The organism is Paenibacillus sp. J22P90 (genome assembly GCF_059692195.1).
Window position 1 is genome coordinate 353,929 of record NZ_JCAUAY010000005.1, and the last position, 11,982, is coordinate 365,910.

13 protein-coding genes are annotated in these 11,982 nt (G+C 42.4%); all 13 read left to right on the forward strand.

Annotation, left to right across the window (positions count from 1 at the left end):
* Positions 1-11 precede the first annotated feature (11 nt).
* The 13 genes from trmFO (at position 12) to AC58UX_RS19165 (ending at position 11,979) form a co-directional block, all read left to right on the forward strand.
* A complete protein-coding gene (gene trmFO / locus AC58UX_RS19105) occupies positions 12-1,328 on the forward strand; it encodes an FADH(2)-oxidizing methylenetetrahydrofolate--tRNA-(uracil(54)-C(5))-methyltransferase TrmFO (RefSeq protein ID WP_497255532.1) in 1,317 nt (438 codons plus the stop codon).
* Positions 1,329-1,525: 197 nt separating this feature from the next.
* Positions 1,526-2,080: an ATP-dependent protease subunit HslV gene (gene hslV, locus AC58UX_RS19110; protein WP_436242782.1), complete on the forward strand. Its 555-nt coding sequence runs from the start codon at positions 1,526-1,528 to the stop codon at positions 2,078-2,080.
* Positions 2,081-2,112: 32 nt separating this feature from the next.
* A complete protein-coding gene (gene hslU / locus AC58UX_RS19115) occupies positions 2,113-3,510 on the forward strand; it encodes an ATP-dependent protease ATPase subunit HslU (protein WP_497255535.1) in 1,398 nt (465 codons plus the stop codon).
* Positions 3,511-3,545: 35 nt separating this feature from the next.
* Entirely contained in the window at positions 3,546-4,331 is a 786-nt protein-coding gene (gene codY, locus AC58UX_RS19120; protein ID WP_497255537.1) for a GTP-sensing pleiotropic transcriptional regulator CodY, read from the forward strand.
* 223 nt (positions 4,332-4,554) lie between these two features.
* Positions 4,555-4,962 (forward strand): flagellar basal body rod protein FlgB, encoded by a 408-nt coding sequence (flgB, locus tag AC58UX_RS19125; RefSeq protein ID WP_497255539.1) that lies wholly within the window; start codon positions 4,555-4,557, stop codon positions 4,960-4,962.
* A gap of 6 nt (positions 4,963-4,968) precedes the next feature.
* Positions 4,969-5,421 carry a flagellar basal body rod protein FlgC gene (gene flgC / locus AC58UX_RS19130; RefSeq protein ID WP_497255541.1) on the forward strand — a complete coding sequence of 151 codons (453 nt, stop codon included), beginning with the start codon at positions 4,969-4,971 and terminating at the stop codon, positions 5,419-5,421.
* Positions 5,422-5,477: 56 nt separating this feature from the next.
* Positions 5,478-5,750 (forward strand): flagellar hook-basal body complex protein FliE, encoded by a 273-nt coding sequence (fliE, locus tag AC58UX_RS19135; protein WP_497255543.1) that lies wholly within the window; start codon positions 5,478-5,480, stop codon positions 5,748-5,750.
* A 41-nt stretch (positions 5,751-5,791) separates the two neighbouring features.
* Positions 5,792-7,372: a flagellar basal-body MS-ring/collar protein FliF gene (gene fliF / locus AC58UX_RS19140; protein ID WP_497255545.1), complete on the forward strand. Its 1,581-nt coding sequence runs from the start codon at positions 5,792-5,794 to the stop codon at positions 7,370-7,372.
* Positions 7,373-7,384: 12 nt separating this feature from the next.
* Positions 7,385-8,401 carry a flagellar motor switch protein FliG gene (fliG, locus tag AC58UX_RS19145; protein WP_497255547.1) on the forward strand — a complete coding sequence of 339 codons (1,017 nt, stop codon included), beginning with the start codon at positions 7,385-7,387 and terminating at the stop codon, positions 8,399-8,401.
* Positions 8,385-9,215: a FliH/SctL family protein gene (locus AC58UX_RS19150; protein WP_497255549.1), complete on the forward strand. Its 831-nt coding sequence runs from the start codon at positions 8,385-8,387 to the stop codon at positions 9,213-9,215. Before fliG ends, AC58UX_RS19150 begins: the two co-directional genes overlap by 17 nt.
* Positions 9,215-10,543: a flagellar protein export ATPase FliI gene (gene fliI / locus AC58UX_RS19155; RefSeq protein WP_497255551.1), complete on the forward strand. Its 1,329-nt coding sequence runs from the start codon at positions 9,215-9,217 to the stop codon at positions 10,541-10,543. Before AC58UX_RS19150 ends, fliI begins: the two co-directional genes overlap by 1 nt.
* 12 nt (positions 10,544-10,555) lie before the next feature.
* Positions 10,556-10,999 carry a flagellar export protein FliJ gene (gene fliJ / locus AC58UX_RS19160; protein WP_497255553.1) on the forward strand — a complete coding sequence of 148 codons (444 nt, stop codon included), beginning with the start codon at positions 10,556-10,558 and terminating at the stop codon, positions 10,997-10,999.
* Between the two features lie 62 nt (positions 11,000-11,061).
* Complete coding sequence (locus tag AC58UX_RS19165) at positions 11,062-11,979, forward strand: MotE family protein (RefSeq protein WP_497255555.1); 918 nt, start codon at positions 11,062-11,064, stop codon at positions 11,977-11,979.
* Positions 11,980-11,982: the final 3 nt, after the last annotated feature.

The following is an 11,982-nucleotide window of genomic DNA, read 5'->3' on the forward strand; positions in this document are numbered from 1 at the left end:
GGTGTCTGATTTTGCCAGAAAATCAAAGAGTAACAGTCATCGGCGCAGGATTAGCTGGTAGTGAAGCGGCGTGGCAAATCGCCCGCCAAGGCGTGCCTGTTACTTTATATGAAATGCGTAATGTAAGAAAAACTCCTGCACACATTACAGATCAGTTCGCTGAGCTTGTGTGCAGCAACTCGTTGAGATCCAATGGTCTCACGAATGCAGTTGGTGTTTTAAAAGAAGAAATGAGACGGATGGATTCGCTTATTCTCTCATGTGCCGACGAGCATGCTGTACCTGCGGGAGGCGCATTGGCGGTAGATCGTGATGGATTCTCACAAGCGGTGACGAATACATTGCGAAATCATCCGTTAATCGAGGTTCGTAATGAAGAAATTCAAAAGCTTCCAGAGGGAATCGTTGTCGTTGCAACAGGTCCATTAACTTCTCCGGATCTTGCTTCTGAGCTTAAAGCTTTGATGGGCGAGGAATACTTGTATTTCTATGATGCAGCTGCACCGATTGTAGAGAAAGATTCCATCGATATGAATAAGGTATATCTGGCTTCACGGTATGATAAAGGTGAGGCTGCTTACCTGAATTGTCCGATGACAGAAGAAGAGTTTAACGTTTTCTATGAGGCTCTTATTACAGCTGAGGTTGCCGAACTGAAGGAATTTGAGAAGGAAATTTATTTCGAAGGCTGTATGCCTCTAGAGGTTATGGCTAAGCGTGGTAAACAAACCGTGTTATTCGGACCAATGAAGCCTGTTGGCTTAGTTAATCCACATACTGGCAAATTGCCACATGCCGTCGTACAGCTTCGTCAAGATAATGCCGCAGGCACCTTGTATAACTTAGTAGGTTTCCAAACCCATTTGAAATGGGGAGAGCAAAAGCGAGTGCTGCAGCTGATCCCAGGTCTAGAGCAAGCTGAGTTTGTGCGTTATGGCGTCATGCACCGCAATACGTTTATCAACTCGCCGAGATTGCTTGAGCCAACCTACCAATATAAACGCCGTGAGAATTTATTTTTCGCAGGTCAAATGACAGGCGTTGAGGGGTACGTTGAATCGGCAGCATCAGGCTTGATCGCTGGATTAAATGCAGGCCGTATGGCGAAAGGTCAAGATTGCTTGGTGTTACCGGCAGAAACGACGTTGGGCAGCATGGCCCAATACATTACAACGGCAGACTTCAAACACTTCCAACCGATGAATGCAAATTTTGGTCTTCTTCCAGCGCTGCCTGAGCGTATTCGCAATAAAAAGGAAAAATACGAAAAGCTGGCTAACCGTGCGATTGAAAGTATTCAGAATTTTGTGAAAACAGTTGCCGAATAAGTTGTCATGAGCTATTTCACTGTGTTACTATAAATTAATGTTTTATTGCATTTTTCATTCGTTTGATCATACATTTACCTCTAGATGCGGTCTTCTTAACCTTTATGGACCTCGCTAGAGGTTTCTCTCATTTTTGCGACTCATCTGCAAGGTGAGATCTCTTAACGGAATTGATTCTTATAGAGGGGTGAATCGAAATGGAACCCAATCAAGCTACGTTTCATGCGACAACGATTTTTGCGATCCGTCATCAAGGCAAGGGAGCTATAGCTGGCGACGGTCAAGTGACATTTGGCAATTCTATGATCATGAAAAGCACGGCCAAAAAAGTACGGCGTTTACATAGAGGAAAAGTCATTGCTGGTTTCGCCGGTTCCGTTGCAGATGCGATTACACTTTTTGAGAAGTTCGAAGGGAAGCTGGAAGAGCACCATGGTAATCTTCAGCGTGCCGCGGTTGAACTAACGAAGGATTGGCGCCAAGATCGTGTGCTCCGCAGGCTGGAAGCCATGATGATCGTTATGGATGCTTCAGGTCTATTGCTGCTCTCAGGTAATGGCGAAGTCATTGAGCCGGATGATGGCATATTAGCAATTGGTTCTGGCGGAAGCTTTGCACTAGCAGCGGGGAGAGCTTTGCACCGACATGCGCCACAGCTAAGTGCGAAGGAAATCGCTCACGCGTCGTTGACAACGGCTGCTGAAATTTGTGTGTTTACCAACCATAATATTATTGTTGAAGAGATTGAATAACTTTAGCCTAAATTTTAAGGAGGGTAACACACATGGCAAACAGCGCTCTAACACCTAAACAAATTGTTCATGAACTAGATCGATACATTGTGGGGCAGAAAAAAGCGAAGAAATCAGTTGCGATCGCATTGCGAAATCGGTATCGGAGAAATCTTGTCGATGAAAGCATGAGAGATGAAATTGTTCCGAAGAATATTCTCATGATTGGACCTACAGGCGTTGGGAAAACAGAAATCGCGCGTAGACTAGCGAAACTGGTTGGCGCTCCTTTTATTAAAGTAGAAGCTACCAAATTCACAGAAGTCGGATATGTTGGCCGTGATGTAGAATCTATGGTACGCGACTTAGTTGAGACATCCGTACGTATGGTAAAAGCGGAGCGCATGGAGAAGGTGAAGGATCGTGCTGAGAAGCTTGCTAACGAACGATTAGTGTCTTTGTTGGCTCCAAGTCCAACACGTACCAAAACGCAGCGTAACCCGCTTGAGATGTTGTTTGGCGGACAAAACAAAGAGGAGCAAGAGGAATCTACACCTGATCCTAATCTGGCCTCTAGAAGAGTTCAAGTCGCAGAACAATTAGCCAATGGTAAATTAGAGAATGATCACGTTGAAATTGAGGTAGAAGACACATCGCCATCTATGCTGGATATGCTTGGCGGGCAAGGTAATGAACAAGCCGGAATGAATATGCAAGAAATGTTCGGAAGTCTCCTGCCGAAAAAGACGAAAAGACGGAAGCTGCTTGTGAAAGAAGCTAGAAAAGTTTTGACACAGGAAGAAGCACAGAAACTTATTGATATGGATGATGTGATCCAGGAATCCATTCATCGTGCGGAGCAAAGCGGCATTATTTTTATTGATGAAATTGATAAAATAGCAAGCAGCAGCCGCGGCGGCAGCGGACCTGATATCTCACGTGAAGGTGTCCAAAGAGATATTCTTCCGATTGTGGAAGGTTCGACAGTTGTGACCAAATACGGACCGGTTAAAACAGACTACGTATTATTTATTGGGGCAGGGGCATTCCATATTGCCAAGCCATCGGATCTCATTCCAGAGCTGCAGGGTCGGTTCCCGATTCGTGTCGAGCTCAGCGATTTATCGTTAGAGGATTTTGTATCCATATTAACAGAGCCTAAGAATGCTTTAACGAAACAATACACCGCCTTATTACAAACAGAAGGTATAACTGTTGAGTTTGCGGAGGAAGCTATTCATGAAATTGCTCGTATTGCCGTTGAAGTCAATCAACAGACCGAAAATATCGGAGCGCGTCGTTTACATACAATTTTAGAAAAATTGTTAGAGGATTTGTCTTACGAAGCGCCAGATATCACGTTAGAGTCTTTTGTGATTAACCCGGCTTATGTTCGTGAGAAGCTCAGCAGCATTGTTCAAAATCGAGATTTAAGTCAGTACATTTTATAAGAAATATGCAGGTTGCAGTAGTAGGAGGCAGTTACATGAGTTTATTGAACAAAACGAGAAGGCTAAATCGATTGCTCCAAAAAGAAGCGGGGAATGCGGTTAGCTTTATGGATATGGCAGAGGTACTGAGAGATGTCGTCATCGCGAATATTTATGTCGTAAGCCGTAAAGGTAAAATCTTAGGCTACGCGGTTACGAATGATCCAGTATCACCTGAAATGAACCAAACGATTCTCATTGAACGCAGGTTCCCAGCAGAATCCAATAATTTATTGTTAAAAATTGAAGAGACTTCTTCAACATCTGAGCCAGACAGCCCGTATTTCTATTACACGGATCAGATGAAAGACATGTTTCCGGCGACACATACAACCTTAGTGCCAATTATTGGCGGTGGGGATCGCTTGGGTACTTTGATTCTTAGTCGAAGTGAAGGTCATTTTATCGATGATGATTTGGTTCTCGCAGAGTATGGTTCGACAGTAATTGCCATGGAAATTTTAAGAGAACGTGCGGAAGAAATTGAGGAAGAGGCTCGCAGCAAAGCAGTTGTTCAAGTTGCAATTGGTTCATTGTCTTTCAGCGAGATGGAGGCAGTTGAACATATATTTGAGGAACTGGATGGCAAAGAAGGTTTGCTGGTAGCGAGTAAAATTGCAGATCGCGTTGGCATCACGCGTTCAGTTATTGTAAATGCCCTACGTAAACTGGAAAGTGCTGGCGTAATTGAAACGCGCTCACTAGGTATGAAAGGCACTTATATCCGTATTCTAAATGAACAATTAATGCAAAGCATTGAGCAAATGAAGTCAAAATTGTAAATGATTAGTGAAGCCCTATCTGGTAAAAAGATAGGGCTTTTTTCTTATTGTAACTTATCGTAATATCTTAGATGATAAAGAGTATAAGTCAAAGGTTTACATAATTCTACATATAGAACTATTTTGTAGCATGAAATGAGAATAATGTCGAAACAAGAAGGAATCAATTGTCGCGATGTTGAAGTAGTAGATGACTATTTTTTAGAGTGAAGGGGAATCGTTTATGTCTTTAATAGACAAGCCTAGTTGGAATATAATGGAGCGATCGCTGGATGCATCGACGCAAAGGCAGAAGGTGGTAGCGAATAACATTGCCAATGTGGATACTCCTAACTTTAAACGTTCCGATGTTGCTTTTGAAGAGCTTTTACAAGGTCAAATGAATGCGAATACACCTTCGATAGATGGCTTTCGAACTGACCCGAGGCATTTTGTAATTGGTAAACCTACGAAATTGCCAAATTCAGAAGTTAGAACCGACAATTCGACAGCAATTAACAATAACTTGAACAATGTAGATATAGACTACGAGATGTCATTAATGGCTAAGAACCAGCTTAAATACAATACGATGATTCAACAAATGAACAGCGATTTCAAAAAAATGCGAACTGTCATAGAGGGTAGGTAATCAACGATGAGACTAACGAATGGATTTGACATCAGTGCTTCTGCCTTAACTGCTCAACGGTTGCGTATGGATGTTGTTTCCTCCAATATAGCCAATGCGGATACGACGAGAGCAAAGTTTGTTGATGGAAAATGGATGCCATACACGAGAAAGCTAGTGGCATTCGAACCGAAGTCACAACCGAGCTTCGCACAATCGCTGAACTCAGCGATGGCTGATGGAACTGGTGAAGGCGTTCGCGTAAACAAAATTTTTGAAGATAAATCGCCATTAAAGCAAGTATATAATCCTTCACATCCAGACGCGGATACGAATGGGTTCGTTTACATGCCGAACGTTGATATTACCAAAGAAATGGTAGATATGATTTCGGCGACAAGATCTTATGAAGCGAACGTGACGGCTTTGAATGCAAGTAAATCGATGATTTCAAAAGCATTGGAGATCGGTGTTAGATAATTAATGGGGGAGGTTACGGAATGATTGACAAAATTAGTTACAGTCCTATAAATATAATGAGTTCCATTGGGCCGAAAGAAAATTCGGGCGAGGGAGCGGATGATCTTGGCAAGCAATTCGGTTCTTTTCTGAATAATGCAATGAATAATTTGAACGCGCAGCAAAAGCAAGTCGATTATTTGAACGAAAGCTTCATTAAAGGGGAACTTTCTGATGTGCATCAATTGACAATTGCTTCTGAGAAAGCTTCACTTGGACTTCAACTTACCGTTCAAGTCAGGAATAAAGTGATCGAAGCTTATCAAGAAGTTATGAGAATGCAGCTGTAATTATAGAAATGCTGCTAAATTTGGGTCAATGAGGTGACAGAGTGAACGAGAACCTGCTCCAGTACTGGGAAAAGGTGAAGCAATACTGGAATCGTTATAATCGGACGACGAAAATTATTTTTATATCAACTGTGTTCTTATTAGTTCTAACTGCCGCAATTATTAGTGTTAATTTATCTAAGACGGATTATTCGTTGGCATATACAGAACTACAGCCAAGTGATGCTGCAAATATTAAATCCTATCTCGATACAGCGAAAATTCCTTATCATTTAAGTGCGGACGGCAGAAGTATAGAAGTGCCTACAACTGAAGTCGCTAATGTAAAGCTTGCTGTAGAGTCACAAGGATTGAATAAGAACGGTTCCTTGGGTTTTGAAGCGTTTAGCGGCACCAGTTCATTCGGGATTACAGATAATGAGTTTAAAGTGAAGTACTTGAGTGCCATTCAAGGGGAGCTTCAACAGCTTATTAATTCAAACCAAGCGATTTCAAGCTCTAAGGTTAACATTTCTCTTCCAGAGGAAGGGCCTTTCTTACAGCAACAGGCAGAGAAAGCTACGGCATCCGTTGTTCTGCAAATTAAGCAGGGTTATACATTAGATCAACCTAAAGTCGATACGATTTATAATTTAGTTTCACACAGTATAAAGAATCTACCAATTGAGAATATCACCATTTCGGATCAAAACTTAGTGTCGTATAAGTTTAATGACGGGTCTGCAAACGCACGCCTGGGAAATGACGATATCAATACTAAGTTCCGTAATGATTTGCAGAAGAATATCAACTCCATGCTGGGCACGATGTTTGGACGCGATAAAGTTAGTGTTAGCGTTTTTACAACAATGAATTTTGATCAAAAGAAAACCAAGGAACAGCTTGTCAGAGCACCAAATCAAGCTGATCAAAAAGGGATCGAAATTTCTTTGCAAGAAGCTAGCAAGTCATATACAAATAATGGAACGGATACAGGCGGTGTGCCTGGGACAGGCGAAACGGATGTTCCTGGCTACCCTGGATCATCAACTTCAGGGAAGTCCACCTCTGAGGAAAACAGTAAGACCGTCAATTACGAAGTGGATCGTATTACAAATGACATCGTTGCAACACCTTACGTCGTGAAAGATGTTAGCATTAACGTTGGCATCGAGCCACCAGTTAGAGATGATCCAAACTCATTAACAGCAGAAACGAAAACAGCGATTCAAGCAGCACTCGTTAATATCGTTAGAACTGCACTTGCTGATAATAAGACTACTTATTCAGACGAGGAACTACAGAAAAAGGTTACAGTTTTTGCCCATTCTTTTGCTAGAACAGCCGATGCAAATGCAGCGAAGACACAGACTTACCTGACGTACGGCGCATTAGCTCTTGCGGCACTAGCGATCGGAGCATTTATTGGCTTTGCAATTCGTAAACGTAAGAGAGCAGCTGAACTTCAACAGCAACAACTGGATCAGGAAATGAACCTTGCATCACAAAAAGCTGAGCTTCCAACTATCGATATCGAAAATGTAACGAATGACAATCAAGTACGTAAGCAGCTTGAAACGCTTGCGAAAAAGCGGCCAGAAGAATTCGTCAACCTGCTGCGTACTTGGTTAGTAGATGAATAGAGGTGCACTTGTATGGCCAGAGCCACTCTACAAGGGTTGACCGGACGACAGAAGGCAGCTATTCTTTTGATCAGTTTAGGCCCTGAGGTTTCTGCACAAATTTTCAAACATTTGCGTGAGGAAGAAATTGAACAATTAACGCTTGAGATTGCGAATGTGCGCAAAGTTGATACGTTGGAAAAGGATTCAATTTTAGCTGAATTTCACCAAATTTGTTTGGCACAGGAGTTTATATCACAAGGTGGTATTGCTTACGCCAAAGATATATTGGAGAAGGCACTTGGTTCTCAGAAAGCACTTGATATTATTAATCGCTTAACCGCTACACTTCAAGTTAGACCTTTCGATTTTGCTAGAAAAGCAGATCCAGCACAAATTCTCAACTTTATTCAAAATGAGAATTCACAGACGATTGCGCTCGTGTTGTCTTATTTGCAAGCAGAACAAGCCTCGATCATCTTGTCTTCGCTTCCACAAGAGAAGCAAGCAGATGTTGCGAAGCGGATTGCACTTATGGATAGTACATCGCCTGAAGTTATTTCTCAAGTTGAACGCGTGCTAGAGCAAAAGCTTTCATCAACGGTTACGCAGGATTATACAAATGCTGGTGGTATCGCATCCATTGTTCAGATCTTGAATGGTGTTGACCGCGGTACGGAACGTACGATTCTCGATTCATTAGAAATCCAAGATCCAGAACTTGCCGAAGAAATCAAGAAACGGATGTTCGTATTCGAGGATATTGTTAATATTGATAATCGTTCCATTCAACGTATTATACGTGACATTGAAAATGCTGATTTACAACTGGCACTCAAAGTTGCAAGTGAAGAAGTCCGCGATGTGTTGTTCAAAAATATGTCCAAACGTATGGCGGAGACGTTCAAAGAAGAAATGGAATTTATGGGACCGGTTCGTTTACGAGATGTAGAAGAAGCTCAAACTCGCATCGTTGCTACAATACGTCGTTTAGAAGAGTCGGGTGAAATCATCATCGCACGTGGCGGAGGAGATGATATTATTGTCTAATGTCATTAAATCATTTGCGTACTACCCCTTAGAAGATAAGAAGGTCGTTGAATCGTTTTCTCCTTTTTTAGAAAAAGAAGCGGAAGTGCATACCGATGATAATGGTCTGACAGAGGAAATGCAGAATGAGATCAATGATGCGACTTTGTTGAAGAATCAGATTATCGAGGATGCAGAAACATTTGCGAGTGAGCAAATCAATCAAGCGATGCAGGAAAGTGCTGCAATCCGCCAACAAACGGAATCAGATATTGCGAACTGGTGGCAGAGCAGGCGAGCTGAAGATGAAGAGCTTGTCAGCCTATCTAAGTCAGCAGGCTTTGAAGAAGGCTATCAACAAGGAGTTGCCCAAGCGGAAGAAGCATTGAGAAAAGAATATAGCGATATGCTTGCCGAGGCTAGTTCCATTCTTGAGCAGTCGTACCAATTGAAGCAGCAAATCATTCAGGAAGCAGAACCGTTTCTTATTGATTTGAGCACTTCCATCGCTGAAAAAATAATCGTTCGTCAATTATCTTTAGAACCAGGATGGGTCGTTGAGCTTATTCAAAAAGTTCTCGCACGCAGAAGGGAAAAAGGAATTATCACATTATGTGTGGCTCCTTCGCAATTTGCGTATATCCAGGATGCGCGAGAAGAATTAATCACTTCAATAGATTCGCAAGCTGAGCTTGAAATTATTCCTGACTCATCTGTACAGGATCAAGGCTGCGTAATTCGATCCTCATACGGTAGCATTGATGCCAGAATTGATACACAGCTGAAAGAAATCAAATCAGCGCTACACTTGGCCTTACAAAGTGAGGAATCTTAATGAAACGGACATCCATACCTCAGGCGGATAAGTACAAAGAAGTTTTACAGACGATTGATCCGATCAGGGTGAATGGCAAAGTAACACAAGTTATCGGACTTACTGTGGAGTCAGAAGGCCCCGATGTCAGTATTGGCGATCTTTGTTACATCTATCCACACAAATCAAACAAGCCGTTAAAAGCTGAAGTGGTTGGGTTCCGTAGCAACAAAGTTATTTTGATGCCCTTAGGTGATCTTGACGCGATTGGCCCTGGCTGTGATGTTGTTGGCACCGGTAAACCGTTAACGGTTCAAGTGGGGCATGAGTTACTAGGCAAAGTTCTTGATGGGCTAGGTCAGCCCTTGGATGGCTCATTTTTACCATCTAGGATGGCACAGTATTCAACTAACAATGCGCCTAGTAACCCTTTAACACGCCCGCGTGTTCTCAATCCCATCTCTGTTGGCGTTCGTTGCATTGATGGATTGTTGACAATTGGCAAAGGACAGCGCGTTGGTATTTTCGCGGGTTCTGGTGTTGGTAAAAGTACGCTAATGGGTATGATTGCTAGAAATACCTCTGCAGATGTCAACGTCATTGCACTCATTGGTGAGCGGGGCAGAGAGGTTCTGGATTTTATTGAGCGAGATTTGGGTCCAGAGGGCTTAGCAAGATCCGTAGTTATTGTCGCTACATCTGACCAGCCAGCGTTAATTCGGATTAAAGGTGCGATGATCGCGACAAGTATAGCTGAATATTTTCGAGATCGCGGCCTAAATGTCATGATGATGATGGATTCCGTCACGCGATTTGCTATGGCACAACGTGAGGTTGGACTAGCTGTAGGTGAGCCGCCAGCTACGCGTGGTTACACGCCATCCGTATTTGCCATGCTGCCAAGGCTTTTAGAACGCTCAGGTACTGGAGCAAAAGGCTCAATTACTGCCTTTTACACGGTGTTAGTTGACGGTGATGATATGAATGAGCCTATCGCTGATGCCGTTAGGGGTATCTTAGATGGTCATATTGTTCTTAATCGTAATATTGCGAACAGAGGTCACTATCCTGCAATCGATGTGTTGTCTAGTGTAAGTCGTGTAATGAAAGAAATTGTTCCTTCAGAACATATGGAAGCTGCCGATCAACTTAAGCGTCTTCTCTCTATATATAAAGATTCGGAAGATCTTATTAATATTGGGGCGTATCAAAAAGGTTCGAATCCAAATATTGATATTGCGATGGATAATATTGAAGCTATTTGGGATTTTACGAAACAAAAGACGACTGAAAAACTGACATATGAAGAAGCTCAAGCACGTTTAATCCAAGAATTTTATAAGGGATGAGGGGCCACCTAGATGAGTTTTCGTTATTCATTCCAGCAAATTGTCGATTTGAAAAACAATGAACGGACACAGGCAGAATGGATTTTATCTGAGGCAATAGGTCAATTGAGAAACGAAGAAACGAGCCTAAACGGATTGTTTGAGAAAAAGGAAAGCTTACATCATGAAATGGCACAAGCGAGCAGCAACTCCGTTTCGATTTCAAACATGATGATGATGCAAAGCTATATGAATCATGTGGATAAGCAAATCGCTCGTAAACACCAAGATGTGAACCAGGCTAAACATATCGTAAGTGAAAAGCAGGAGCATTTATCAGAGAAAATGATTGATGAAAAGGTTTGGACGAAGGCTAGAGAGAAAGCACATCATCAATTCCGACTCATGGTTGCGAAAAAAGAGCAGGATGCTCTTGATGAAATGGCGACAAATCGTTTCAAACGGCTTTCGTATTAATGATTGCCTTTCGGCAGTGAGAATGGATAGAGGCTATAAAGTAGAAAAGGAGGGACGAAGAGATGGCCGATACAAACGTAGAGGGTGCGTCTTATAGTGCACTGGAGCGGTTTTTGATATGGTTTGTCATCCCCTTTGTGTTTACGGCGGTTCTACTCTTCGTGCTGCTTTCGATTTTTGATTATGATATCAAAAGTAGTATTCAAAAAGCATTGCACAATACGCCAGTCGTTGGATTAATTGTTCCAGCCCCAAAAGAAACTGCTCCGGTAACAGCCGAAGGAAAAGCAACTTCTTCCGAACAAAGTGTAAAACTGAAAGAAGATGAGATTTCAAAGTTGAATGCCAGAGTAAACGAGCTAACAACTGCGCTGCAAAAGGCGGACTCGACGACTGAACAAAAAGATCAATCTTTGAAGGATGCGGTAGCGAAGGTTGCCGAGCTTGAGGAGAAGTTAAAAGATAAAACGCAATCCGAAGAAGAATACGCGAATCAAATCACGCAGCTTGCCAATATGTATGCCAAAATGACACCAAGTAAAGCTGCTCCTATTATTGAAGCTTTGACGCCGAATGAAATGGTTCTAGTCTTTTCTAAGATGAAAGCGGATAGCCGTGGAGCCATACTTGAAAAGATGGACGCAGCTAAAGCTGCCGTTGCCTCGATGGGCTTGAAAGATCTTGTCCCTGTACGAGACAAAGAAATTGCTGCTTTGCAAGAAAGACTAGCAACGAATAACACGAAGGATACTAAGGCGGCGACAAGTACTGTCACATCCTCGGATCTTGGTCAAACTTTTGCGAATATGACACCAAAAAGCGCTGCAAACGTCTTGCTTGAGATGAATAAAACAAATCAGCAAAAGGTTTTAGCGATTTTAAGTGGCATGGATAATGCTTCACGCTCTAAGGTAATGACGGCCTTATCAGATGCCAATAAAGAAACAGCCGCTGCCATTACTTTGAAACTTGGTCCATAACTT

Excerpts from the sequence above, each read along its gene's own strand:
- hslV (WP_436242782.1), top strand. The coding sequence starts at position 1,526 with ATGGAACCCAATCAAGCTACGTTTCATGCGACAACGATTTTTGCGATC.
- hslU (WP_497255535.1), top strand. The coding sequence starts at position 2,113 with ATGGCAAACAGCGCTCTAACACCTAAACAAATTGTTCATGAACTAGAT.
- codY (WP_497255537.1), top strand. The coding sequence starts at position 3,546 with ATGAGTTTATTGAACAAAACGAGAAGGCTAAATCGATTGCTCCAAAAA.
- flgB (WP_497255539.1), top strand. The coding sequence starts at position 4,555 with ATGTCTTTAATAGACAAGCCTAGTTGGAATATAATGGAGCGATCGCTG.
- flgC (WP_497255541.1), top strand. The coding sequence starts at position 4,969 with ATGAGACTAACGAATGGATTTGACATCAGTGCTTCTGCCTTAACTGCT.
- fliE (WP_497255543.1), top strand. The coding sequence starts at position 5,478 with ATGAGTTCCATTGGGCCGAAAGAAAATTCGGGCGAGGGAGCGGATGAT.
- fliG (WP_497255547.1), top strand. The coding sequence starts at position 7,385 with ATGGCCAGAGCCACTCTACAAGGGTTGACCGGACGACAGAAGGCAGCT.
- AC58UX_RS19150 (WP_497255549.1), top strand. The coding sequence starts at position 8,385 with ATGATATTATTGTCTAATGTCATTAAATCATTTGCGTACTACCCCTTA.
- fliI (WP_497255551.1), top strand. The coding sequence starts at position 9,215 with ATGAAACGGACATCCATACCTCAGGCGGATAAGTACAAAGAAGTTTTA.
- fliJ (WP_497255553.1), top strand. The coding sequence starts at position 10,556 with ATGAGTTTTCGTTATTCATTCCAGCAAATTGTCGATTTGAAAAACAAT.
- AC58UX_RS19165 (WP_497255555.1), top strand. The coding sequence starts at position 11,062 with ATGGCCGATACAAACGTAGAGGGTGCGTCTTATAGTGCACTGGAGCGG.